We start from the raw sequence: 22,789 nt of genomic DNA, 5'->3' as shown, positions 1-22,789 counted from the left end.
CCGTGACCACCGTCTCGCCACCGCCCCGCACGATGTCCTACGCGCTCGCGCCCGGGGCCCTGCCCCTGCTCGGCCACGCCGTGCCACTGGCCCGCCGACCGCTGGAGTTCCTGACCGGGCTGCCCCGGCACGGGGACCTGGTGGAGGTCCGGCTGGGGCGCCGCCAGGCCGTCATGGTCTGCCACCCCGAGTTGATCAAGCGTGTGCTGCTGGAGCCGCGGACCTTCGACAAGGGCGGGCCGCTGTTCGAGAAGGCCGAGCAACTCGTCGGCAGCGGGCTGTTCGCGGCGACCTGGGAGCCGCACCGCAGGCAGCGGCGGATGATGCAGCCGGGCTTCCACAAGTCGCGGATGCCCGGGTACGTGGCGGTGATGCGGGAGGAGATCGCGGCGCTGCTCGACGGCTGGGCAGACGGCCAGGAACGCGACGTACGCGACGAGATGCACACGGTGACGCTGCGCATCGCCTCGCGCACCATGTTCACCAACCCGATGAGCGGGCGCGCCGCGGCCGAGGTGCAGGAGTGCATGCCGATCATCAACCGCGGCGTCTACAAGCGGATGGTCGCGCCGACCTCGCTGCTGGAGAAGCTGCCCACCCGGGAGAACCGCGAGTTCCAGCTCGCGCACGAGCGGATGGAACAGGTCGTCGACGAGACGATCGAGCAGTACCGCAGTGCGGGCGTCGACCACGGCGACCTGATGTCGATCCTGATCGGCGCGGTCGACGAGGGCTCCGGGCAGAGCATGTCCGAGACGGAGATCCACAAGCAGGTCATGACGCTGCTGGCCGGCGGCATGGAGACGACGGCGAACGCGATCTGCTCGGCCCTGCACCTGATCACCGAGCACCCCGAGGTCGAACGGCGGCTGTGCGCGGAGCTCGACGAGGTGCTGGCCGGCAGGCCGCCGGAGTTCGAGGACCTCCCCCGCCTGCCGTATCTGTACCGGGTGCTGCACGAGACCCTGCGGATCCGTCCGCCGGTGTGGCTGCTGACCCGGATGACCACGTGCGACACCGAGCTGGGCGGCCACCGCATCGGCCGGGACACCATCGTGCTGCTCAGCCCGTATCTGCTGCACCACAACCCGGACCTGTTCGCGCGGCCCGAGACGTTCGACCCGGACCGGTGGCTGCCGGAGCGCGTCGACGACATCACCGAGGCCGCCATGCAGCCCTTCATCATGGGCAACCGCAAGTGCATCGGTGACAAGTTCGCGCTGAACGAGGCGATGATCGTCATCGCGACGATCCTGTCGGGCTGGTCGCTGCGGATGATCCCGGACGCCAAGCGGGTCTCGCTGCCCGAGGCGACCCTCGGCCCCGGCCCGATGCCGATGGTGCTGCACCGCCGCGCCGCCGCGCATCACACCCCGGCGCCCTCGGTTCGACCGGCCGAATGCCCCTACCAGGGCGGGCGGGCATGACCCGGGCCGCGGCACCGGCCCAGGCCCCGCACGGGCTGCCGGTCGTGGGCCATGCCGTGCAGTTGTGGCGGCGCCCGCTGCCCTTCCTGCGTGAGCTGTCCGGGCGCGATGACGTCGTGACGCTGCGCCTGGGCCGCCACCGCGCCCATCTGGCGTGCGGCATCGACGCGGTGCGCACCGTGCTGCACGATCCGCGGACCTTCGACAAGGGCGGCCCGCTGTTCGAGAAGGCCCGGCTACTGGTGGGTGACGGTCTGGTCAGTTCGGACTTCGCCACGCACCGCAGGCAGCGGCTGCTGATGCAGCCCGCGTTCGGCACCTCGCGGCTTCCCGGCTACACCGGGCTGATGGCCGAGCAGATCGACATGGCGCTGGGCCGGTGGCAGCACGGCCGGACACTGGACATGGGCCGGGAGATGCACACGCTGGCCCTCGAGGTCGCGGCACGGACGATGTTCGGTGCCCAGCTGGGTGAGCGGGCCGTCGGCGAGGTCGTCGCGAGCATGCCGCTGGTCATGCGGGGCGTCTACCGGCGCATGCTCGTCCCGGCCGACTGGGTGCACCGCCTGCCGCTGCCCGCCAACCGCAGCTTCGACCAGGCCAGGGCCACGATGCACCGCGTCATCGCCGACACCGTCCGCTCCTACCGCGACGCCGGGAAGGACCACGGCGACGTCCTGTCGATCCTGGTGAGCTCCCGCGACGAGCACGGTACGTCACTGAGCGACGCCGAGATCCACGACCAGGTCATGACGCTGCTCATCGGGGCGACCGAGCCGCCGGGCTCCGCGCTGACCTGGGTGTTCCAGCTGCTGTCGGAGCATCCCGAGGCCGAGCGCGCCCTGCACGCCGAGGCCGACGACGTGCTGCGCGGCAGGCCGGCCCGCGACCTGAGCGCGGCGGACCTGGCGCGCCTGGAGCACACGCGGCACATCGTGCTCGAAGCACTGCGGCTCTACCCGCCGGCGTGGCTGCTCAGCCGCGTCGCCACCAAGGACACCGACCTTCTGGGCCATCCGGTGCCCAAGGGTGCCACGGTGCTGTTCAGCCCGTACCAACTCCACCATGACCAGGACGTGTTCCCGCATCCGTCACGCTTCGACCCCGGCCGCTGGCGCTCCCCCTCCCCCGCCGCCCGCGCCGCACTGCTGCCCTTCGGGGCCGGCAACCGCAAGTGCATCGGAGACGAAGTGGCCCTGACGGAACTGTCCCTCGCGGTCGCCGCCGTGGCGTCCCGGTTCAGGCTGCGGGCCGTTCCCGGTACGACGGCGCGGCCCCTGGTCCGTGCTTCGCTCGGTGCCGAGCACGTCGTGCTGAGAGTCGAAGCACGCACCCCCCTCGGCGCGGCCACCACGGGCACGTCGACCGGGTACCGGGCGGTGGCGTGATGACCCAGATGACACTGCAGGCCGGCCTCGTGGACGCCCCCCTGCGCCCGCCCGTCGAGGGCATGCGGCCCACCCCGGCGTACGGTGTGCTGGTCGGGCGGCTGGGAGCCGCCACCGTGCACGCGGACCTGCGGGCCTGCCTGGACGGCATCGACACCGTCGTCCGCGCCGCGCCGCTGGTCATCCCGCCGGCCATGGCCGACGTCTTCTCGGGCGGCAAACGGCTGCGTCCGCTGCTGGCCCTGGCCTGCGCACACGCCGCCGGCCCGCCGTCGGCGCGCACACGCGGCCGCGCCGTCAGCGGTGCCCGCGCCGTGGAACTGCTGCATCTGGCAAGTCTCGTCCACGACGACATCATGGACGAGGCGGTGACCCGGCACGGGGTCGCGACCATCAGCGCACGGGCCGGCAACAGCCGCGCCCTGCTCGCCGGCGACTACCTCATCGGCCACGCGCACACCGCCGCTTCCGGCCTCGGCGCCGAGGCCGGAACCCTCCTGGGCCACACCCTGGTGCGGCTGTGCGAGGGCCAGGCCGAGGAGGCCTCCACGCTCTTCGACGTCGACCGCGGTGAACAGTCGTACTTCAGGGCGATCGGCGGGAAGACCGGTGCCCTGATCGACGCGGCGTGCCGCACCGGCGCGCTCGCCGCAGGACTGGACGCCACCACGACCCGGGCCCTGGGCCGCTTCGGCCACCATCTCGGCGTGGGGTTCCAACTCCTCGACGACCTGCTCGACCTGACGGCCAGCCATGCCTCCACGGGCAAGCCGGTGGGGCACGACATCGCCAACGGCGTCTACACCTACCCCACGCTCTGGGCGCTGCACCGCGACCCCGGGCTGCGGCGGCTGCTGGAGGAACTCGCCCGTCGGGACGGGCCCCGCACCGGGCCGGCCGGCGAGGCGGCCCACCGCGTCCGCGCCTCGGGTGCGCTCACCGCGACCCGGCAGGCGATCGCCCGCCGGCGTGAACGCTGCCTGGGCATCCTGGACGAGGCGGTCGACGGCATCGGCCCCGACGGCGTCGGCCTGCTGGCCGACCTCGCCATCGCCGTCCTGAGCCACCCCCGCGGATGACCGCAGAACAGGGGGCGGTGCGGGTCCGACACCCCACCGCCTCCACCGTTCTTCCCGTCCGTTCCCGCTCCTGCGGCTCCCTCAGCGCACGGAGGATGTCGGTCTCGTCGAAGACGAGGAACAAACCCTCCTGACGGAAGTCCACGATCTCCTTCTCGTCCTCTGCGTTGATGCCGAGCATCCTGGCCCACGCCCATGACAGGCGTGGGCCGCTGTGGAGGTGGCTCCTTCCGCCGCTCCGGGCTCAGTGCGCGGAGAAGAGCTGGTGGAGTGGGACCACCGCCAGTGCCCCGGCCGGGACTTCGTCGATCAGCCAGGTGGTGCCCCCGGCGTAGCGGCACTCGAGGCCGTGGGCGGCCGGGTCGTGGACCGACAGGAGTACGGCGGGGCCGTGTCGACGTCCGGCGAGGACCGCCGTTCGTGGATGGGTCGTGAGGTGGACGGCCTTCCGTGTCATCGGTCTCAGTCCCTGCCGGAGTTGGAGGATGTCGCGCAGGTTCTCCGAGGCCGTGGCGTGGTACAGCGGCCCGTCCGGTGTGTCGACCGCGTGGTCGTCGGGTGCCGACCTGGTGTGACCGTAGCGAGCGCGGATCAGGTTGTCCCAGACCTCGAAGCGCGGCTCGTCCAAGGCCTGGGCGACGGCCAGCACCTCTGCGGACGACACGGACTGTCCGCTCTCCGCGAGGACGGACAGGAGGTCGTCGAGCCGTGCCCAGCCCTGCGGGTTCGTCGGCAGCCTCGGGTTGTGGCGCAACTGGTAGGCAAGAGCCTTGCTGATCCGCCTCTTGCGTCCGAGGTTGAGCTCCCGCAGCGGCGCGCCCCCTGGGGCGCCGCGCCGCTCGGCCCAGGCGTCGCGGAGGGTGACGGCCACCTCGTGGACGGGACCCCACTCCGGGTGGGCGCTGATCTCGTCCAGCAGGGCCTCCCCGTGCCGGCGGAGCCCGGGGTCGCCGGTCGGAGCCGTCAGGCACCGTACCGCCCTGACGACGAGTGAGGCGCGGTAGACGGCCCAGATCCGTTCGACCTCCGCGTCGTCGTACGGCTCACCGGTGCACTCACGCAGCGCTGCGACGTAGCTTTCGAACACCTCACGGCGAAGGTCCCAGGACCCTGGTGCCAGGGCCGGTACGTCATCCGTCAGCTGGGCCAGTTCGCACCCGACCGGTTCGTGGCCCGTCGCCTCCAGGTCGATCGCGACGAGCCTTCCGTCGTCGGTGGCGAGCCAGTTGAACGCGTGCGCGTCCCTGCGGGGCAGCGTCGGCGCGTCGGCCAGCAGCGCCCACCATCTGTCGAAGGTCTGGTCGACCAGTCTGTCGGCGCCCTTGGGGAAGACGTCGCGAAGCCACATCCGCACCCGGTTGCGCACCTTGGCGCGGACCTTGGTGGGCTTGGCCTCGCCCGGCCGGGGAGCGGCGTGGATGTAGGCGAGAAAGGCGGCCGCCTGTTTGAGCAGGTCCCGCGAGACGTCCTCCGTCTCGGGGGAGAGCAGCTCGGCGAGGACCGTTCCGTGCTCGAACCGTCGGACGGTGATCACGTTCACGTTGGGCGCGAGGCCCGAGCGGCTGCTCAGCTCGTCCGCGTCCAGGGTGGTGATCAGGTCGCTGGTGCGGAAGCGGGTGTCGGCGCCCACGTGGGCGAGAGCGGTCCGTACGGCCTGTGCGGTACGGGTGTCGCGTTCGACGTTGTCCGTGTGCGTGGGCTTGAACACCAGGGTCGACGAGGCGAAACCCAGGTGGTCCTCGACGGTGACCACGTTGCTGCGGCCGCCGAGGTTGCGACGCGTCACGTCCGGGCTGGACATCGCGCGGGTGGCCGCCCGGGCGTAGTAGAAGCCCGCGTCACCGTCGGCGAGTGCCCGGACCCAGGAGGCGGGATCCGAGACGATGCCGACCAGCCGGGCTTCCAGCGTGGCGCGGTCGGCGGGACTGACGTTCCGCCGGTGTTCGGCCTCCCGGCCCAGGACGACCAGGGGGACGCAGGTCGACGGGTCGTCGGCGGTCTCCCGTACGAGCCGCACCACTCCCTCTGCCCAGTGCTGGGGCGAGGCTCCCAGCGCGGCCACGTGCAGCAGGTCGTCGGCGTACCGCATCCGGCTCGGCGTGTCCGTCAGGGCGGTGCCGGCCGTGCCGCCCCCGAGGAGGTCGATGACCGTGCGGCGCAGTTCGAGCCGGGTCGGGATCGGGCAGTCCATGAACTCTGCGCACGCCCGGTGCCAGTCGGCGAGAAGACGCCTGATCAGCGGCTCACCTGAGCCCTTGAACCGCTCGTTCAGGGCGCCGAGGACCAGGTGCGGGAACGAGGACGCCGGGGCGCCGGCGCCGACGAACCGCTGCACCTGCTGGTCGAACCCGAACTGGCTCGGCAGACCGCGCAGTGCGAGGCGGACGGTCGCCGACCCGGTTACCGCGCGTGCCTGGGTGACGATGGTCAGCAGAAGCGTGTGGCGCACCGCCTCCCCGCTGGCGAAGCTTCGGATGGTGTCGAGGGTGGTGGCGGCCCGATCGAGGTAGTCGGCGGTCCACGTGTCCATCGGGCGCCCGTCGGCCAGCCGGAGCCACGCCTCGGCGATGTGCAGTCGCCAGGCGGTGCTCTTCTCGGCGTCCGTGAACTCCCGGTCCGCCTCGATGATCCGGCCCAGGTACCTGCGGTCGCCGGTGCTGTCGTGCAGACGCAGGAAGCCCTCCATCAGGTACGGCACCGCGTCGGCGACCTTGTTGCCCTCCTCTATCGAGCGCCGGATCAGCTCGACGGACCGCGACAGCTCGGCCGTACCGACCGACTCGAACCTGCTGAGCAGCACCGGACCTTGGCCGAGGCGTCCGCTGAACTGGTGACGAGCGTTCACCCGGGTCGACTCGCTGTCGCTCACCACGGCGTCCAGGTAGACCTCGGCCAGGCGCAGTGCCCGACAGAACACCGTGGGCCGCTGCCAGGTCACGTCGAGCGCGTGGTGGTGCAGCTTGGTGCCGATCCGCTGTCGGACCACGTGCAGCGTCTTCGCGAAGTGCATTCCGGGTGGAAGCCCCTGCGACGTCGCGGCCGGCCGACAGAAGCAGTGCTCGAACACGAGCAGCTCCAGCAGCGGGCGGCCGTCGTCGCTGAGGAACTCCTTCCAGAGTTCGAAGATGCGACGGGCCGACGTCTGGGGGTTCACCGCGGTCGACACCCAGGGGGCTCCACGGAGCCGGATCCACTCGGAGAGGGTTTCGTCGAGCGAACTCCCGAGCCAGTGCAGCAGGCTGACGAGCTCGGGACAATGCTCTTCTAAAGCGAGGCGGATCTCCGCCTCGGAGAGGCCGGAGACCGGAGGCGGTGTCCGGCGCGCAAGATCCAGCGGTGTGACTTTCCGATCGACGCTCACCCCGGCGAGTCTAAGCGGAGCCCCTGACAGTTCGTCGGGTTACCGATGCACCCGGCCCGGCTGCTCAAGCGGGCGGGCTGCTCAAGCGGGCGGGCTGTTCAACGGCGGACCTCGCGGCGCCGACCGCGGCGTGCGTTCCGGCGCGTGGCGACCGGCGCTCGGCGACCGGCGCTCGGGACGGCGGCTGCGGGCCGGATCTCGTCGCGAACCCCGAGCACCGCTGACCGGACGCCCGCCCGTCCCGTTTTGGTTTGTCGGAGGATCATCAATACGATCCGGCGATGATCACGAGAAAACGGCTGGCGACCGGGGCGGTCGCGCTGCTCGCCGCCCTGACCGCCGCGCTCCTGCCGACCGGCGCGGCCGCCGACGCGCCGGTGGCGAAGGAATCACCCAAGGTCGAGCTGGTGCTCGACGTCAGCGGCTCCATGCGGGCCAAGGACATCGACGGCAAGTCCCGTATGTCCGCGGCCAAGCAGGCCTTCAACGAGGTCCTGGACGCGGTTCCCGAGGAGGTGCGGCTCGGCATCCGCACGCTCGGCGCCGACTATCCCGGGCCCGACCGCAAGCGGGGCTGCAAGGACACCCGGCAGCTCTACCCCGTCGGCCCGCTCGACCGCACGGAAGCCAAGACCGCCGTCGCCACCCTCGCCCCCACCGGCTGGACGCCGATCGGCCCGGCGCTCCTCGGTGCGGCCGACGACCTCGGCGAGGACGGGGCGACCAAGCGGATCGTGCTCATCACCGACGGCGAGGACACCTGCGCCCCGCTCGACCCCTGCCAGGTCGCACGGGAGATCGCGGCCAAGGGGATCCACCTCGTCATCGACACGCTCGGCCTCGTGCCCGACGCCAAGACCCGCCAGCAGCTCACCTGCATCGCGGAGGCGACCGGAGGCACGTACACCTCCGTCCACCGCACGGAGGAGCTCTCACGCCGGGTGAAGCAGCTCGTCGACCGCGCCGCCGACCCGGTCGTCACCCCCGTGGGGACGAAGGGTACGGCGCGGTGCGTCGACGCCCCGCTCCTCAAGGCCGGTCTCTACACCGACCGCGAGACCTTCGGCGAGCACCGCTGGTACCGGGTGGAGCTGCTGCCCGGCCAGGAACTGCGCGCCTCCGTCAGCGTGTCGGCCGACCGGGCCGTCAACAACGACTACGGGGTGCTGCTGCGCGCGGTCACCCGCCACGGTCGGGAGATCGTCCGCGGCTCGGAGGCGGGCGACGGCCGCACGGACGTCATATCGACCGGACTGCGGTACCCGAAGCCGGAGCTCGACGACGACGTCGCCGGGGACGTGAAGCCGGCCGCCGAGACCGTCTGCCTCCAGGTCAGCAACTCCTTCTCCGCTCCCCCGTCGGTCAAGACGACGCCCGGCATGCCGATCGAGCTGACCGTGGACGTCGTCGACGGCCCGTCGGCCGCCTCGGACGTGGCCGCCTTCGGTCTCGGCCGCGGCTGGTGGCTGCTCGGCGTGCTCGTGCTCGCCGGCTTCCTGGCCGGTCTGCTCTGGGGCTGGGTGTCCCGCTGGCGCGTCGCTGTCTGGAGGACCAACTGATGCGTACCGTACGCATGCTCGCCACGGCCGCCCTCGCGGGCGCCGCGCTCCTCGGCCTCACGGCGCCGGGCGCGTCGGCCGACTCCCCCACCGCGGACCCGAGCGCCGGGGCCGGGCCGACGGAGGCCGGGACGACGTTCCGCACCGCCGCGAGGTTCCTCCCGGGCCAGCAGGCCACCGCGCAGGCCGCCACCGGCGACTACCTGTACTGGGTGTTCCCCGCGGACACCGGGCAGCGGCCGACGGTGGACGCCACCGTCACGCTCCCCGACTCCGCGCTGCGGCACGGCCCCACCACCTGGCGGGTCGACGTGTACGACGGGCTGCGGCGGCGTCAGCCGTGCATGTACGGGACCCAGTCCCGTACGGCGGCCAAGGAGGCCGCGTCGGTGCAGCTCGCCTGTGTGCTGCGGCCGGTCCGCGCGTCGGCGGACGCCTGGGCGAACGACCCGCTGCCCGGCAGCTACTACGTCCGGCTCACCGTCACGGGCCTGCGCGACGAGGACCTCGGCCAGCCCTTCACGGCCCGGGTCGGGGTGACCACCCTCGACAAGGGCGGCGCCTACGCCACGGACGGCTCGCTCGCCGCGCCGCTCGTGCCCGGGGCGACCACGGCCGACCAGGCGGAGGCGGACGCCGAGGCGGGCCGGCCCTCCGCCGTGGAGGCGGCGGCCCCGGAGGACGGCTGGTCCTCGGGCTGGTGGTCCGACCGCTGGATCTGGACGGCGGCGGGGGGCGTCCTCGCGGCGCTCGCCGGCATCGGCGGCTACGTCCTGACGCGCGGCACGGGCCGCCCGTCCCGGGTCCCACCGGCCGTCTGAGCCACCTCGCGCACAGCACCGAAGGCCCCCACCGCCCCGTCGCGGTGGGGGCCTTCGGCCGCTCCGGCGGGCACGCTCCTCAGGAGTGGCCCCGGTGGGCGGGGAGGTCCTGGACAGGGAGATCCTGGGCGGGGAGAACCGGCGCGGCGAGGTCCGGGGCAGGGAGCTCGGAGTCACGGAGGCGGGTGGCGGGGACGTGGCCGTCATGGGCGGCGGCGGGGTGGTCAGGGGCGGCGGCGGGGTGGTCAGGGGCGTGGGGGTCGTCAGGGAAGCGCCGGGGGGCGGGAAAGCCGTGGGCGCGCGCTCCCGTGACGACGGCGACGACGGGGACCAGCAGGAGCAGGACGCTCCAGGGAAGGGCCCCCGCGCCGAGCCCGTCGAGGAGGAGGCCGCCCGCGAGGCCGCCGGCCGCCATGGCCGCGTTCCAGAGGCTGACCAGCATCGTGTGGGCGGTGTCGGCGGCGTCCCCGCCCGCGTCGGCGACGGCGGTCTGGAGCAGCGTCGGCGCCCCGCCCCAGCCCAGGCCCCAGAGCCCGGCGGCGACGAGGACGAGCGCGGTGCTTCCGGCCGGTACGGCGAGGGCGGCGGCGCCGGCGGCGACGAGGACCGTGCCGCCGAGGGTCAGGGCCCTGAGCCGGCGGTCGATGTACCGACCGGTGAACCAGATCCCGGCGAGCGAGGCCACGCCGAAGACGAGCAGGACGAGTCCGGTGGAGCCGCCCAGTCCGAGGTGGCCGAGGTAGGCGGCGACGTAGGTGTAGAGGACGGTGTGGGCCAGGACGAGCATGAAGGTGACGGCGAGGACCGGCAGGACGCCGGGGACCTTCAGGGTCCGGGCGACCGGGGCGCGTCCGCCGCTCCGCTCGCCCGGCAGGTCGGGGACGGCGAGGGCGATCCAGCCGAGGAGCCCGACGGCGATCACGGTCATGGCGGTGAAGGCGGCCCGCCAGCCCACGGCTTCACCGAGGAAGGTGCCCGCCGGAACGCCCAGCGAGAGGGCGAGCGGGATGCCGGTCATGGCGACGGCGACGGCCCTGCCCTGGAGGTGGGTCGGGGCGATGCGGCGGGCGTAGCCGGCGAGCAGGGCCCAGGCCAGCCCGGCGGCGACCCCGGCGAGGAAGCGGGCGCCCATGGTGAGGGCGTACGAGGAGGAGGCGGCGGTGACGGTGTTGGCGGCGGCGAATCCCGCGACCGAGGTGAGGAGCAGCCGCTTGCGGCGCCAGTCCGCGGTGCGGGCGGCGAGGGGGACGGCGGTGAGGGCGGTGCCGAGCGCGTAGACGGTGACGGTCTGGCCGGCGGCGGCCTCGGCGACGCCGAGGTCGGTGCTCAGGCCGGGCAGGACGCCGGCGGGGAGGGTCTCGGTGAGACTCGTGACGAACACGGCGGTGGCGAGGGCGAGCAGGGCGGGCAGGGGCAGGCGGCCGGTGGGCTTCGGGGAGGAGCTCATGGACCTATGCTCGAACCCTCACATTGATGTGAGGGTCAAGCGAGTCCCTGGAGGGCGTCCATGCGGATCGGGGAACTGTCGGAGCGCACCGGAACACCGCGTCGGCTGCTGCGCTACTACGAGGAGCAGGGGCTCATCGTCGCGGACCGGTTGCCGAACGGCTACCGGGTCTACGACGAGTCGAACGTGGACCGGGTGGTGCAGATCCGGGGGCTCCTCGACGCCGGTCTGCCGACCCGGATCATCAAGCAGATCCTGCCGTGTCTGAACAAGCCGCGGATCATCCACTTCCCGGACGCCACACCGGAGATGCTGGCGACCCTGGAGGAGGAGCGGGACCGGATGACCGAGCGCATCCGGTTCCTGACCAGGAACCGGGACGCGGTGGCGGAGTATCTGGACGCCGTCCGGGAGAAGTTGGCGACGGGCTCGGCGTAGCCGAGGAGGGGGGCGGAAGCCGAGGACCGAACACCCGGCGCCCGGGGCCGAGGACCGAACACCGGCGCCCGGGTCCGCGGGCCGTCACTCCATGCGGCGGGAGCCCTCCAGGACCGCCTGCCGGATGCGGTGGTAGGTGCCGCAGCGGCAGATGTTGCGGATCGTGTCGAGGTCCGCCTCGGTGATCTCCCGTCCGGCCTCCCGCGCCTTCCGGACCGTCGCCACGGCGGCCATGATCTGGCCCGGCTGGCAGAAGCCGCACTGGGCGACGTCGAGGTCGAGCCAGGCCTCCTGCATCGGGTGCAGGTCGCCGCCCACGGTGTCGGGGAGGCCCTCGATGGTGGTGACCTCGTCGGTCGGGGCGAGGTCGTCGACGGGCACGGCGCAGGGCGTGAACGCCTTGCCGTTGAGGTGGCTCGTACAGGCCCGGCAGACGCCGACCCCGCAGCCGTACTTGGGCCCGGTGACGCCGAGGACGTCCCTGAGGACCCAGAGGAGCCGGACGTCGCCCTCGACGTCGGCGGTGACGGCCTTGCCGTTCAGGATGAAGGTGTGCTGCGGCACGGGGACTCCAGGTCTCAGATGGTGCGGTCGCGGCCGTCGGTGGGCGAGGCCGGGACGGGCGGGACGGTCGGCAGGGGGGTGAAGCCGAGCGGCTCGGCGTGGTTGAGCGGGAAGACCGTGGGCATCGTGCCGGTGGCCCGCCCGTAGGCGCAGGCGACGGCGGCCATGGCGCCGGCGACCGCCAGCTCCCCCGCGCCGCCCGGCTTCTCGCCGTTCGAGGGCATGACGACGATCTCCAGCTCCGGCGGGGTGTTCCACTGCCGGGTGTAGAAGTACTGGTCCCAGCTGCCTTCGAGGAAGTGCCCGTCACGCAGGTGGAGTCCGGACGTGAGCGTGATGGCGATGCCGTCGGAGATGCCGCCCGTCATCTGGGCCTCCAGGCCGCGCGGGTTGACGGCGAGACCGACGTCGACGGCGCACACGACCTTCGTCACGCGCGGTCCCGTGTACGCGTTGGGGATCTTCCGTCCGGTGGTCTCCGGGCGGCAGTCGATCTCGGCGAGGATCGCCACGAAGGAGTGGTACTCGGCGTGGACGGCGATGCCCTGGGCCGTACCCGGCGCCATCGTCCGGCCCCACTCCCCCTGCTGGGCGACCTTGTCGAGGACGGCGCGCGCCCTCGGGTCCTTGATGAGCTTGCGCCGCATCGCGTACCCGTCCTGGTTCGTGCGCCTGGCCAGTTCGTCCATGACGAGTTCCTGGGCGCAGCGGACGTTGGGCGAGTAGATGCCGCGCATGGAGCCGGTGTTGTAGCCCTTGTCGGTCTCGGAGAGCAGCTGGGTGGTGACGCCGAGGTGGTAGGGGCTGACCTGGGTGAGCTGGAACATCGTCTCGGAGAAGGCGAGGTCGCCGACGGGGAGCCGGGCCGCCTCGGCGGTGAGGAGCTCGCCGATGCCGTGGCCGAAGTCGGTGGCCACGGAGGTGTGGCGCTGCTCGTACGTCAGGACCTCGCCCAGCGAGTAGGTGGCGCGGACCCGCGAGGTGGACATCGGGTGCGTACGGCCCTGGCGGAAGTCGTCGGTGCGGTGCCACATCAGCTTGACGGGCTTGCCGAGGGCGCGGGAGACCTCGGCGGCCTCGTGGGCGGCGTCGTGGAAGAGCTTGCGGCCGAAGGAGCCGCCGCCCTCGGTGACGTGGACGCGGACGGCGGTGGGCGGCAGGCCGAGTTTGAGGGCGATCTGCTCCTGGGCCACGATCGGGGCCTTCAGGGAGGCCCAGATCTCGGCGGAGTCCTCCCGTACGTCCGCGATGGCGCAGTTCGTCTCCACGGCGGCGTTGCTGGAGAAGTGGAAGGTGAAGCGGGCATCGACCGCCTTGGTGAGCAGGGGCAGCGGCGGGACCACGAGGGGGAGTTCGGCCCGGCGGAGCTTCTCCAGGACGGTGGCGTCGGAGGCGCCCTCGGCGGTACCGGGGCCCCAGTCGACGTCGAGGGCACGGACGGCGTCGACGCACTGGCCGAAGGTGCGGGCGCGGACGGCGACGCCGGTGGAGACGGTGACGACGTCGGTGACGCCGGGCATGGCGCGGACCGCGGCGAGGTTGGCCACGGAGCGGACGGTCCCGTTGATGGTGGGCGGGCGGCAGATCATCGTCGGCAGCGCGTCCGGGACCTGGAGGTCCATCGTGAACTTCTTGCGGCCGGTGACGGCTTCGAGGGCGTCGAGCCTGCGCTGCGCGGTGCCGATGACGCGGAAGTCGGCCCGGTCCTTGAGCTCCACCTCGACCGCGGTGCTGGTGAGGGCGGCGGCCTTCGCGGCGAGTTCGCCGTAGCCGAGGAGCGTGCCCGCCGGGGAGAGGACGGCGCCGGCCTTGGTGGTGAGGGTCTCGACGGCGTCGCCGAGGACGAGGGAGGCGGCGTGCAGGAGGCGGCCGCGGGCGACGGCGGCGGCGACGCGGATGGGGGTGTAGGTGGAGTAGGTGGTGTTGGAGCCGCCGGTCAGCTGGTTGAAGAGGAGCTCGGGGCGGGCGTCGGCGAGCGTGACCTTCACCTTGTCCAGGGGCAGGTCGAGTTCCTCCGCGACGATCATGGCGGTGGAGGTGGTGATGCCCTGGCCGACCTCGGCGCGGGGCAGCGCGAAGTGGGCGGTGCCCTCGCTGTCGAGGCGGATCGTGATGAGGTTGCTGGTCGGCAGGGCGGCGAGCGTCAGCAGCTCGTTGAGGTCGAGGAGTTCGGCCGGTCCGGGCAGCGAGGGGATGAGCGCCGGGGCCGCGGCGGCGGCCTGCCGGGGCACGAGGGCCTCGGCGCCGAGCTGGGCGGCGACGGTGAGGGTGGGGGCGGCGAGGACGTAGCCGAGGAACCGGCGCCGCCCGATGGCGCCTTCACCGCCCCCGCCCGCGACGCCCGCCCCGTCGCCGCTCGTGTGGTGGTCGTCCCGCACGCGGTGCCGCCTCGGCATTCGGTGTGCCCTTTCGTCCAGGCCCCGGTGTTCTTGCTACTGCCGGGTATTCGTCAGAGGCGACGATCATCGCTCATGTGCGGTCCCCCTGGAGACCCTTCGGCACGGAAGCCCGTCGTAGGGTGCCGGGCATGACCGACGTCGCACGCCTCAACGCCACCCGGACCGGACCCCGTGGAGCCGACGCCCAGGCCTTCCGGCCCGCCCGCAGGCCGCGCGACTGAACACGGTCGCCGCACGAGCGGAGGTGGGCCCGGGAGAGCCGGGCGCGTTGGCCGCCGCCCGCGATGAGGGCGTTGACGGAGGCCATCGGGTCGCCGCCCGCCGACCGGACGAGCAGGGCGCCGAGCACCACGGGGCCGAGGGCCACGGCGAGGGCCGTGCCGGTGGCGGTGACGTGCTGGAGGGACCGGGTGCGCCGGGCGTCGGAGGTCATGTGCCCATTCCAGCGGAGGCCGGCCCGCCGCGTATCGGTCGACGTACTCAGCCGGGCGGTCCGGTGTACTCAACCGGCGACCGGCGGGATCCGCAAGATCGACCGGATGAAGCAGATGAACCCGCTGAAGCGGATGAAGCAGATGAAGCAGATGAGGAGACGTGTCGGATGAGTGTGACTGTGGAGACCGGACCGGTCGGACGCGAGCAGCCCGGCGTTCTCGTCGTGCAGCACGAGGAGGACGCCGGTCCCGGGCTCGTCGGGGAGCACCTGGTGCGGGCCGGGCTCCGGCTCGACGTGGTGCGGGCCTGGCTGGGTGAGTCCCTCCCCGAGGACCTGCGGGGGCACGCGGGGCTCCTCGTCCTCGGCGGGTCCGTCGGCTGCCGCGACGACGCGGCCGCGCCGTGGCTGCCGCCGGTCCGTGCGCTGGTCCGCGAGGCGGTCGCCGGTGAGGTGCCGCTCCTCGGGATATGCCTGGGAGGCCAGATCGTCGCCGACGCCCTGGGCGGTTCGGTCGTGCCGCGGACGCGGGGGCCCGAGCTGGGTGCCGTACCGCTGCGGCGGCTCGCGGCGGCCGACGGTGACGCCGTGCTCGGCGGGGTGCCCGAGGGCGCGCCGGCCGCGCAGTGGCACTGGGACGAGGTGGACCGGCTGCCGGACGGTGCCGTACAGCTGCTGGGCGGGGACGACTGTCCTTACCAGGCCTTCCGGGTGGGGCCTTCGGGCTGGGCGCTCCAGTTCCATCCGGAGGCGGGGGCCGGCACGGTCGCGCGGTGGGCGGAGGCCGACGAGGCGCAGGTCCGGGCGGACGGCGGCGACCCGGTGGCGGTGGTGGCCTCGGTACGGGAGGCGGAACCGCGGCTCCGTGCGGTCTGGGGCGCGGTCTCCGAGGCCTGGGGCGCCGTCGTGCTGGACCGTGCCGGCGCGCGTTCCCGCGGGCGGTGAGTCAGCGCCGGTCGGCGAGCAGGCGGAACAGCAGGTAGAGGAGGACGAGGGCGGTCGGGGCGAGGAGGGCGACCGTCCGTCGCCGGGACGTGTGCCGCCGGCTCCGCGGCAGGGCCCAGCTCGTCACGAGCAGCCCGAGCGGCAGCGGCAGGCCGACGATGAAGGTCCAGAAGGCCGGGAGGTAGGCGGCCCTGTACGCGGCGGTGTTCGCGCCCGCGCAGGCGTCGCAGGACAGCGGGTCGAGCACGACGGAGAGGAACGCGAGGCAGGTGAGGGGCAGGGTGACGACGGTGGCGGCCGTCGGCGCGATCCAGGCGAGCGGGGCGCGGTCGTCGGCCGTGGGGGTGCTCCGGGACATGGGGACATCCCACCGGAGGGCGCGTCCCCGGCGCATGAGTGCGGATACTCATGTCCGGGGTGGACGCATGTCCGGGGTGGACGCGCGACGGCGCGTCCGCTCCGGCGGAACCGGGACCACGGGGCTGGGGCCGGGGCCGGGCCCGGGCCGGAAACCCGGGCCAGACCCCGGGCCGGAACCCGCGCCGTGGGATGGTGGGGCGGTCGGCCGTTCCGCCACCGCAGCACGGCGAACACCGCACCACAGCGAACACCGCACCACAGCGAAGGAGCTCCGCCGCCATGGCCGACTACCGGATCGAAACCGTCCGTACCGGGTACCGGAACTGGACCGCCCGCAACGACCGGGGCGCGGAGGTCCGGATGGCCGCCGCCGACGACGCCGACGCGCAGCCCTCGTTCACGCCGGTCGAGTTGCTGCTGGCGGCGATGGGCGGGTGCGGCGGTCTCGTCGTCGACCGGACGGCGCGCGCCGTGGACCACGACGACCTGCGGATCGTGGTGGAGTCGGTCTCGGGTCCCGAGGACGACGGCCGGCTGGGCCGGATCAGGGTCAGCTACGAGTTCGAGCTGCCGGACAGCAACCCGCGGGCGGAGGAGGTGTTCGCCCGGGCGGTGCGTCTGACGCACGAGAAGTTCTGCACGGTGAGCCGGACGGTCGAGCACGGCGCGCGCGTCGAGGCGATCCTCCCGGACGGCAAGGTCGGTTTCGAGGGCTGACCCGACGCGCGCGGGGCCTTCAGCCGACCGAGACGTGGGCGAGGGCCCAGGACGTGTGGTCGAAGGACGTCCGGGCGTTGGCGTCCGTCACCTCCAGGCGCAGGACGCGGACGCCCCGCACGTCCACGTCGAGCGGTACGGGGCCCGTGGCGGCCGTCAGGGTGGGGGTGGTGAGGAGGACGCGGTCGTCGCCGTACACGAGGGCGCGGGTCGCGCCCACGGAGCTCTGGCGCGCCGAGAAGTCGTCGATGCCGACGAGCGCGGTGAACCGCTTCCCCGCGCCGCCGAGGTGGAAGGACACGTCGCTGTAGGCGTGGACGCCGAGGCCCTTGGGGTACGTGGTGCCGCCGAAGGCGATCGGCGTGCCGTCGCCGGCGCCGTTCCTGCCGGACGCGGCCGGGGCCCCAGGCGATGAGGGGAACGCGTACCCCGCCTTCGTACAGGTTCCGCTTGTAGCCGCGCAGCGGTCCGTTGGCGTCGAACAGGTCGGGATCGACCCCGCCCTCCTCGTGGGGGCCGTTGTCGCTGGTGACGAGGACGACGCTGTCGTCGGCGAGGCCGAGGGAGTGCAGCCGGTCGACGACGTCGCCGACGAGGGAGTCGAGGAGGCCCACCTGCGCGGCGTGGCCCTTGTCGGCGGCGGTCCAGCTCCGGGAGGCGTAGGCGCCGGTGTCGGGGACGTCGCTGGGGGCGTGCGGCACGGTCGGGGTGAGCAGGAGGAGGAACGGTTCGGCGGCGTGGCGGTCGAGGAAGTCGAGCGCCTTCTGCCGCAGCAGGTCGGGCGCGTACGTGCCCTTGGCACCGCCCGCGTTGGCCGGGACGCGCACCTTCCGGTCGTCGTGCCAGAGGTACTCGGGGTAGTACTGGTGGGCGTGGCCGTGGTCGATGTAGCCGTGGAACTCCTCGAAGCCGCGGGCGTTGGGGTGGCTGTCCTGGCCGGCGCTCTCCGGCCCGAGGCCCCATTTGCCGATGACGCCGGTGCGGTAGCCGCGGGCCCGGAGCACCTGGGCGAAGGTGGTGTCGGCGGCGGTGAGGGAGCCCTGGGCCCCGGACGGGTTGGCGCGGACGGTCGCGTGCCCGGTGTGCAGTCCGGTGAGGACGGAGCAGCGGGAGGGGGCGCAGACGGCCGCCGTGGAGTACGCGTCCGTGAACCGCAGTCCGTCGGCGGCGAGTCCGTCGATGCGCGGGGTGGTGATGAGCTTCTGCCCGTACGCGCCGAGCTCTCCGTACCCGAGGTCGTCGGCGAGCACGACGACCAGGTTCGGCGGGCGGGTGGTGTCCTCGGGCTCGGTGGCGGTCGCCGGTCCCGCCGGGGCCGCGACGGCGCCGGTCGCGGGCAGCGGCCCGAGGCCGAGCGTGGCGGCGGACCCGGTGAGGAAGCGGCGGCGGCTGGACATGGCGGGGCTCCTCGGGCAGGCGGCGGGCACGGCTGACGGTGCTGCGGGTCCCGGGTCCCTGGCCTACGGGTCCCGGGTCCCTGGCGTACGGGTCCCGGGCTCCTGGCGATCATCGTCGCCGTCCGGCCCGGCGGACCATGCACAACGCATGAAGAACATGTGACACGGTCCGGGGGCCGGCCCGAGGCGGCACTCTCCGGTCAGTCGCCCGAGGGGGCACCCTCCGGTCGGTCGGACCAGATCGCGCGGACTCCGCTCAGCGGGTCCTCGGCGATCCGAGGCTCGGCGTCCCAGATCATCGTGGCGCGCCCGTCGGTGGTGTAGCGCGGCCAGTCGGCGCCCGGGTCCTGGTCCGTCACGAAGGCGACCCAGGCGCGGTGCACGGCGTCGGCGAGTGCGCGCGGCGGCGCGTCCCCGGCGGCGGGCGCGACGCCCTCGGAGTCGAGGACGTCGAAGGCGAAGGGCAGGTCGAGGCAGTGGAACGCGATGCCCATCACCGGCGAGCGCCAGGCGAACTCGTAGAGCCAGGTGGGCTGTTCCCGCGCGGCGCGAGCGTCCGCGACGGCGAGGTTCGGGGCGCGGAAGATCGAGTCGGTGAGCGCCTGCCCGAAGAGGTGGGCCTCGCCGCCCTCCGCGTACGCCCGGGTGAAGGCCTCGGTCCGGGCCTCGTCGAGGCCGAGGCCGCCGAGCACGAGCGGTACCGGCAGGCCCTCGGGCGCGGGGATCATCGTGAACTCGTGCTCGGTGAAGCCGAGCATCAGCGGGACGCCGTCGCCCGCGCCGCCCGCCGTCAGGGCCTCCAGGGCCGGTACGGGGATCAGGTCGCCGTCCGCGAAGGGCGCGAGGGCCAGCATCGGCGGCAGGCCCTCACGGTCCGGGCCCTCCTCGGCCAGCCGGTCCTGGAGCGCGAGCAGCTCGTCGTCGCCCAGGTCCCGCAGGGCCGCCGCGGTGGCGGGGACGCCGGTGCGGGAGGTGAGGAGCCGGGCGGCGGCGCGGGCGACCTCGGGGCCGTCGGGGCGCAGGAGCGCGCCGGAGACGGAGATGACGCCACGGAACAGGTCGCGGGCCGACGGGACGGCGAGGAGGGTCTGGACGGCGCCGCCGCCCGCCGACTGACCGGCGATGGTGACCTTGGCCGGGTCGCCGCCGAAGGCCGCGATGTTGTCGCGGACCCATTCCAGGGCCGCGATCCAGTCGCGTACGCCGCGGTTGTCGGGGGCGTCCTCCAGGTGCAGGAAGCCCTCGATGCCGAGCCGGTAGCCGAGCGAGACGACGATGACGCCGTCCCGGTTGAAGGCGGCCCCGTCGTACCAGGGGCTGGCCGCCGAGCCGGCGACGTAGCCGCCGCCGTGGATCCAGACGAGGACGGGGAGCCCGGCCTCGGGGTCGGCCCCGGGCGTGAAGACGTTGAGGTTGAGGACGCCCTCGCCCGGGATGGTGGGCTCGGGGATGATCACGACCTCGCCGAAGGGGCGGCGCTGGGCGGTCGGGCCGTATGCGGTGGCGTCGAGCGGCTCCGTCCACGGCTCCGGCGGGACGGGCGCGGCGAACCGGAGGTCGCCCACCGGGGGCTGAGCGTAGGGGATGCCGAGGAAGCGGAGGCTGCCGTCGGCACGGCGTTCGCCGCGGACGGGGCCTCGGGTGGTGGTGACGGTCGTGCTCATGCGGTGCTGCTCCTTCTGCGCGGCGGCGGCACGGGGCCGGACATGGAGCGTTGCACTGCACACTTACACGTGTCAATCCCGTCGTCGCCGACCGTGTTCGCACGGCCGTCGCCCCGTCCGCGAGGGATGATCGGCCGATGACCGTCGAGAACCTGCCGGGAAAGCTGGTCGTCGAGGTGGGAGAGCGCCAGGCCTGGCCCTTCCTCACCTTCCTCGACACGGAGAGCGACCCGGAACGCGAGATCCGCCTCTACCTGGACACCGGCTGGCGGATCACGGAGCCCGGGGACACCGAGGCGCCTCGCGCCGAGACACGGGACAATCCGCTGCCGGACCTGGCCCGCGTCAACAACAGCTACGTCGTGACGGCCACCGAGCACCCGGACGTCTCGGTCGACATCGTCTTCGACAACGACCTGACGCTCCGCATCTCGGGCAAGGGCACCAGGACCACCGCCGGCGAACCCTGGTGGCTCTCCCCCTGGAAACAGTGACGCGCGCCGACATCCGGACGCGTTCACGGGCAGACGGCGGACGCGGTGCCCGGCGCCCTAGGGGGCGTCTTGTCGATCAGGCCGGATCAGGGAGCGGCGTCCGGTGCCGTGGATCGCAAGGCGGAGGAGGGAGTCATGGCGGAGCCATGGCGAGTGACGACAACGCGGCGAGGCACGGCACCAGACGCCGCGAGCCCGGCATGATCGGCAAGACGCCCCCTAGAATCGGACCGACCGGCCGCCGGACCAGCGGTGCGTGTCTTTCAGGCGTTCCCGGGGGAAGGCGGCACGCGATGAGGTGGAGCCTCGACGTCGCGCTGGGGTCGCTCGTCTTCCTCCTCGGGGCGGGGTTCATCACGGCGGGCGTGGTCTGGAAGGGTCGCGCCGTACGGCCGTTCGCCGCCGCGCGGGCCCGGTCCGTCGCCCAGCGGGAGTACGCGCGCGACCTGCAGCGGGCCGCCGACCACGTGATCGCGACGGCCCGCAGCTCCGCCGGGGACGGCGAACCGGCCATCGTCACCGTCGAGGCCGTGGTGAGCGTGACGCGGGACCGCTACGGGTACGCCGCGGTGGACCGGCCGCACGCGGCGGCGGCGCTGCGGCGCCGCTTCGAGCACTGGCGCTGCGCCGCCGACTGCGTCACGGACGCGTACACCTAGGGCGTGGTGCGAAAGTAGCGCCGGCCGCCCGAAGGGCGGGCCCGACGGCGTCTGGTGCGTGCGATCGCAAGGCGGAGGGTCGCCCCGATAATGGATGTATCGGGGTGATCCGACAACGCAGCGAGCGTGCGTGCCAGGCGCCGTCGGGCAGGCGGGACTTTCGCAACACGCTTTAGTCGCACACACGCACCTGGGGGAGCCGCCCCGCCAGGGGGCCGCCCCGGCGAACCGTGCGGCGCCGAACGAGTGGAATCGACGGAGCGCTCCCCGGACAGGCACCTCCGCCACGGGTCCGGATGGTGATGTGGCTGCCTGCTCCCCGACCCGGAAGAGGCGCCCCCCACATGCGACGCATCCCCACCCGACGTCTGTTCGCCGCCGCACTGCTCGTGGCGTCCGTGCTGGCCCCGACGGTCGTGGCCCCGGCCCCGGCCGTGCAGGCGGCGGGCGTCGACCGGTACGACAAGGAGGACTGCCCTCCGGGCGGGCTCGGCCCCCAGGTCGAGGCCAGGCTGGACAAGGCCGTCGCGGACATCCGCACGCAGGCGGGCATCCCCGGCGTCGTCGTCGGGCTGTGGATGCCGGGCAAGGGGAGCTACGTCCGCGCGACCGGTGTCGCCGACACCGCGACCGGCGAGCCGATGTCCGCCGACTCGTACATCCGGATCGGCAGCGAGACCAAGACCTTCACCGTCACCGCGCTGCTCCAGCTCGTCGACGACGGCCGGGTCGGCCTGGACGACCCGATCGCGAAGTACGTGCACGGCGTGCGCAACGGACACCGGATCACGCTCCGCCACCTCGCCGAGATGCGCAGCGGCCTGTTCCCGTACACCTCCGACCCGGACTTCATCCACGATCTGCTGAGCGACCCTCAGCGGCAGTGGACCCCGGAGGAGGTGCTCCCGTACGGCATGAATCACAGGAACACCTTCCAGCCGGGCGCGCAGTTCCAGTACTCCAACAGCAATCTGGTCCTGCTCGGCCTGGTCGTCGAGAAGGTGACCGGCCAGCGCCTCCAGGACGTCATCCGCAACCGCGTCCTCCGCCCGTCCCACCTGTTCGGCACGCTGTTCCCGGACGCCGCCGAGTTCCCCGAGCCGCACTCGCACGGCTACACCGACCAGACCCTGAGCGGCGAGATCGCGGACGCCACGGACTGGAACCCGAGCTGGGCCTGGGCGGCGGGGGCGATGATCTCGAACCTCCAGGACCTGCGCCGCTGGGCCAAAATCGTCGCCACCGGCGAGCTGCTCACCCCCGAGACCCAGGCGCAGCGGCTCAAGACGCTGCCGACCGGCTTCCCCGGCACGACGTACGGCCTCGGCATCCTGAAGACCGACGGCTGGATCGGCCACAACGGGTCGCTGCCGGGGTACGAGACGGTGACCGTCTACCTGCCCTCGCAGAAGGCCACCCTGGTCCTGATGCTCAACACGGACGCCCGCCGCGTGGACAATCAGGAGCCGTCCACGCTGCTCGCCCGCGCGATCACCGAGATCGTGACCCCGGACAACGTCTACGCCGGCAGCGTCACCCCGCGCTAGGGCGTGTTGCGAAAGTCCCGCCTGCCCGACGGCGTCTGGCACGCACGCTCGCCGCGTTGTCGGGATCACCCCGATACATCCAGTATCGGG

General features: G+C 73.2%; 19 protein-coding genes and 1 pseudogene. 11 read left to right on the top strand and 9 right to left on the bottom strand.

Features of this window, described 5'->3' with window-relative positions; genetic code table 11:
• Nucleotides 1-2: 2 nt before the first annotated feature.
• The 3 genes from ACF08F_RS08685 to ACF08F_RS08675 are packed head-to-tail and all read left to right on the top strand — an operon-like array spanning nt 3 to nt 3,894.
• Nucleotides 3-1,427: a cytochrome P450 gene (locus tag ACF08F_RS08685; RefSeq protein WP_392297790.1), complete on the top strand. Its 1,425-nt coding sequence runs from the start codon at nt 3-5 to the stop codon at nt 1,425-1,427.
• Nucleotides 1,424-2,815, top strand: a complete 1,392-nt coding sequence (locus tag ACF08F_RS08680) for a cytochrome P450 (protein ID WP_392297789.1) — start codon at nt 1,424-1,426, stop codon at nt 2,813-2,815. The genes ACF08F_RS08685 and ACF08F_RS08680 overlap by 4 nt, the downstream gene beginning before the upstream one ends.
• Nucleotides 2,815-3,894 carry a polyprenyl synthetase family protein gene (locus tag ACF08F_RS08675; protein ID WP_392297788.1) on the top strand — a complete coding sequence of 360 codons (1,080 nt, stop codon included), beginning with the start codon at nt 2,815-2,817 and terminating at the stop codon, nt 3,892-3,894. Before ACF08F_RS08680 ends, ACF08F_RS08675 begins: the two co-directional genes overlap by 1 nt.
• A gap of 244 nt (nt 3,895-4,138) precedes the next feature.
• Here ACF08F_RS08675 and ACF08F_RS08670 read toward each other — a convergent pair whose 3' ends face one another.
• Entirely contained in the window at nt 4,139-7,255 is a 3,117-nt protein-coding gene (locus tag ACF08F_RS08670; protein WP_392297787.1) for an RNA 2'-phosphotransferase, read from the bottom strand.
• Nucleotides 7,256-7,536: 281 nt separating this feature from the next.
• On the opposite strand from ACF08F_RS08670, the gene ACF08F_RS08665 reads away from it, so the two are divergent.
• Both ACF08F_RS08665 and ACF08F_RS08660 read left to right on the top strand, forming a co-directional pair.
• A complete protein-coding gene (locus ACF08F_RS08665) occupies nt 7,537-8,814 on the top strand; it encodes a VWA domain-containing protein (protein WP_392297786.1) in 1,278 nt (425 codons plus the stop codon).
• Nucleotides 8,814-9,635 (top strand): hypothetical protein, encoded by an 822-nt coding sequence (locus ACF08F_RS08660; protein WP_392297785.1) that lies wholly within the window; start codon nt 8,814-8,816, stop codon nt 9,633-9,635. The genes ACF08F_RS08665 and ACF08F_RS08660 overlap by 1 nt, the downstream gene beginning before the upstream one ends.
• Before the next feature lie 79 nt (nt 9,636-9,714).
• On the opposite strand, the gene ACF08F_RS08655 is transcribed toward ACF08F_RS08660, so the two are convergent.
• Nucleotides 9,715-11,082, bottom strand: a complete 1,368-nt coding sequence (locus ACF08F_RS08655) for an MFS transporter (protein WP_392297784.1) — start codon at nt 11,080-11,082, stop codon at nt 9,715-9,717.
• Between the two features lie 60 nt (nt 11,083-11,142).
• Here ACF08F_RS08655 and ACF08F_RS08650 point away from each other — a divergent pair, with 60 nt between their 5' ends.
• Entirely contained in the window at nt 11,143-11,520 is a 378-nt protein-coding gene (locus ACF08F_RS08650; protein ID WP_392297783.1) for a MerR family transcriptional regulator, read from the top strand.
• A gap of 84 nt (nt 11,521-11,604) precedes the next feature.
• Here the strand turns inward: ACF08F_RS08650 and ACF08F_RS08645 are convergent, their stop codons facing one another.
• The 3 genes from ACF08F_RS08645 to ACF08F_RS08635 all read right to left on the bottom strand — a co-directional run bounded on the left by ACF08F_RS08645 (nt 11,605) and on the right by ACF08F_RS08635 (nt 14,916).
• Nucleotides 11,605-12,084 carry a (2Fe-2S)-binding protein gene (locus ACF08F_RS08645; RefSeq protein ID WP_392297782.1) on the bottom strand — a complete coding sequence of 160 codons (480 nt, stop codon included), beginning with the start codon at nt 12,082-12,084 and terminating at the stop codon, nt 11,605-11,607.
• A gap of 14 nt (nt 12,085-12,098) precedes the next feature.
• Nucleotides 12,099-14,480 carry a molybdopterin cofactor-binding domain-containing protein gene (locus tag ACF08F_RS08640; protein ID WP_392297781.1) on the bottom strand — a complete coding sequence of 794 codons (2,382 nt, stop codon included), beginning with the start codon at nt 14,478-14,480 and terminating at the stop codon, nt 12,099-12,101.
• A gap of 73 nt (nt 14,481-14,553) precedes the next feature.
• Nucleotides 14,554-14,916 (bottom strand): hypothetical protein, encoded by a 363-nt coding sequence (locus ACF08F_RS08635; protein ID WP_392297780.1) that lies wholly within the window; start codon nt 14,914-14,916, stop codon nt 14,554-14,556.
• A gap of 168 nt (nt 14,917-15,084) precedes the next feature.
• On the opposite strand from ACF08F_RS08635, the gene ACF08F_RS08630 reads away from it, so the two are divergent.
• Nucleotides 15,085-15,861 carry a type 1 glutamine amidotransferase gene (locus ACF08F_RS08630; protein ID WP_392297779.1) on the top strand — a complete coding sequence of 259 codons (777 nt, stop codon included), beginning with the start codon at nt 15,085-15,087 and terminating at the stop codon, nt 15,859-15,861.
• Between the two features lies 1 nt (nt 15,862).
• Here the strand turns inward: ACF08F_RS08630 and ACF08F_RS08625 are convergent, their stop codons facing one another.
• Nucleotides 15,863-16,219 carry a hypothetical protein gene (locus ACF08F_RS08625; RefSeq protein ID WP_392297778.1) on the bottom strand — a complete coding sequence of 119 codons (357 nt, stop codon included), beginning with the start codon at nt 16,217-16,219 and terminating at the stop codon, nt 15,863-15,865.
• A 281-nt stretch (nt 16,220-16,500) separates the two neighbouring features.
• Here ACF08F_RS08625 and ACF08F_RS08620 point away from each other — a divergent pair, with 281 nt between their 5' ends.
• Entirely contained in the window at nt 16,501-16,938 is a 438-nt protein-coding gene (locus tag ACF08F_RS08620; protein ID WP_392297777.1) for an OsmC family protein, read from the top strand.
• Nucleotides 16,939-16,957: 19 nt separating this feature from the next.
• Here ACF08F_RS08620 and ACF08F_RS08615 read toward each other — a convergent pair whose 3' ends face one another.
• The 3 genes and pseudogenes from ACF08F_RS08615 to ACF08F_RS08605 form a co-directional block, all read right to left on the bottom strand.
• Complete coding sequence (locus ACF08F_RS08615) at nt 16,958-17,296, bottom strand: NPCBM/NEW2 domain-containing protein (protein ID WP_392298246.1); 339 nt, start codon at nt 17,294-17,296, stop codon at nt 16,958-16,960.
• Nucleotides 17,297-17,369: 73 nt separating this feature from the next.
• Nucleotides 17,370-18,335, bottom strand: a pseudogene (locus ACF08F_RS08610) (sulfatase-like hydrolase/transferase); the annotation flags it as partial.
• 200 nt (nt 18,336-18,535) lie between these two features.
• Nucleotides 18,536-19,999, bottom strand: a complete 1,464-nt coding sequence (locus ACF08F_RS08605; RefSeq protein ID WP_392297776.1) for a carboxylesterase/lipase family protein — start codon at nt 19,997-19,999, stop codon at nt 18,536-18,538.
• 137 nt (nt 20,000-20,136) lie between these two features.
• Between ACF08F_RS08605 and ACF08F_RS08600 the strand changes: the two genes are divergently transcribed.
• The 3 genes from ACF08F_RS08600 (at nt 20,137) to ACF08F_RS08590 (ending at nt 22,699) form a co-directional block, all read left to right on the top strand.
• Nucleotides 20,137-20,493 (top strand): hypothetical protein, encoded by a 357-nt coding sequence (locus tag ACF08F_RS08600; RefSeq protein ID WP_392297775.1) that lies wholly within the window; start codon nt 20,137-20,139, stop codon nt 20,491-20,493.
• 293 nt (nt 20,494-20,786) lie between these two features.
• Entirely contained in the window at nt 20,787-21,152 is a 366-nt protein-coding gene (locus ACF08F_RS08595; RefSeq protein WP_392297774.1) for a hypothetical protein, read from the top strand.
• A gap of 344 nt (nt 21,153-21,496) precedes the next feature.
• Nucleotides 21,497-22,699 (top strand): serine hydrolase domain-containing protein, encoded by a 1,203-nt coding sequence (locus ACF08F_RS08590; protein WP_392297773.1) that lies wholly within the window; start codon nt 21,497-21,499, stop codon nt 22,697-22,699.
• Nucleotides 22,700-22,789: the final 90 nt, after the last annotated feature.

The organism is Streptomyces sp. NPDC015130, assembly GCF_043080005.1.
In the GTDB taxonomy this organism is placed as follows: Bacteria; Actinomycetota; Actinomycetes; order Streptomycetales; family Streptomycetaceae; genus Streptomyces.
The sequence above is the reverse complement of the archived record's forward strand: the minus strand, read 5'-3'. Positions and strand labels throughout refer to the sequence as shown.

Excerpts from the sequence above, each read along its gene's own strand:
- ACF08F_RS08680 (WP_392297789.1), top strand. The coding sequence starts at position 1,424 with ATGACCCGGGCCGCGGCACCGGCCCAGGCCCCGCACGGGCTGCCGGTC.
- ACF08F_RS08675 (WP_392297788.1), top strand. The coding sequence starts at position 2,815 with ATGACCCAGATGACACTGCAGGCCGGCCTCGTGGACGCCCCCCTGCGC.
- ACF08F_RS08665 (WP_392297786.1), top strand. The coding sequence starts at position 7,537 with ATGATCACGAGAAAACGGCTGGCGACCGGGGCGGTCGCGCTGCTCGCC.
- ACF08F_RS08660 (WP_392297785.1), top strand. The coding sequence starts at position 8,814 with ATGCGTACCGTACGCATGCTCGCCACGGCCGCCCTCGCGGGCGCCGCG.
- ACF08F_RS08655 (WP_392297784.1), bottom strand. The coding sequence starts at position 11,082 with ATGAGCTCCTCCCCGAAGCCCACCGGCCGCCTGCCCCTGCCCGCCCTG.
- ACF08F_RS08650 (WP_392297783.1), top strand. The coding sequence starts at position 11,143 with ATGCGGATCGGGGAACTGTCGGAGCGCACCGGAACACCGCGTCGGCTG.
- ACF08F_RS08640 (WP_392297781.1), bottom strand. The coding sequence starts at position 14,480 with ATGCCGAGGCGGCACCGCGTGCGGGACGACCACCACACGAGCGGCGAC.
- ACF08F_RS08635 (WP_392297780.1), bottom strand. The coding sequence starts at position 14,916 with ATGACCTCCGACGCCCGGCGCACCCGGTCCCTCCAGCACGTCACCGCC.
- ACF08F_RS08630 (WP_392297779.1), top strand. The coding sequence starts at position 15,085 with ATGAGTGTGACTGTGGAGACCGGACCGGTCGGACGCGAGCAGCCCGGC.
- ACF08F_RS08625 (WP_392297778.1), bottom strand. The coding sequence starts at position 16,219 with ATGTCCCGGAGCACCCCCACGGCCGACGACCGCGCCCCGCTCGCCTGG.
- ACF08F_RS08620 (WP_392297777.1), top strand. The coding sequence starts at position 16,501 with ATGGCCGACTACCGGATCGAAACCGTCCGTACCGGGTACCGGAACTGG.
- ACF08F_RS08605 (WP_392297776.1), bottom strand. The coding sequence starts at position 19,999 with ATGAGCACGACCGTCACCACCACCCGAGGCCCCGTCCGCGGCGAACGC.
- ACF08F_RS08600 (WP_392297775.1), top strand. The coding sequence starts at position 20,137 with ATGACCGTCGAGAACCTGCCGGGAAAGCTGGTCGTCGAGGTGGGAGAG.
- ACF08F_RS08595 (WP_392297774.1), top strand. The coding sequence starts at position 20,787 with ATGAGGTGGAGCCTCGACGTCGCGCTGGGGTCGCTCGTCTTCCTCCTC.
- ACF08F_RS08590 (WP_392297773.1), top strand. The coding sequence starts at position 21,497 with ATGCGACGCATCCCCACCCGACGTCTGTTCGCCGCCGCACTGCTCGTG.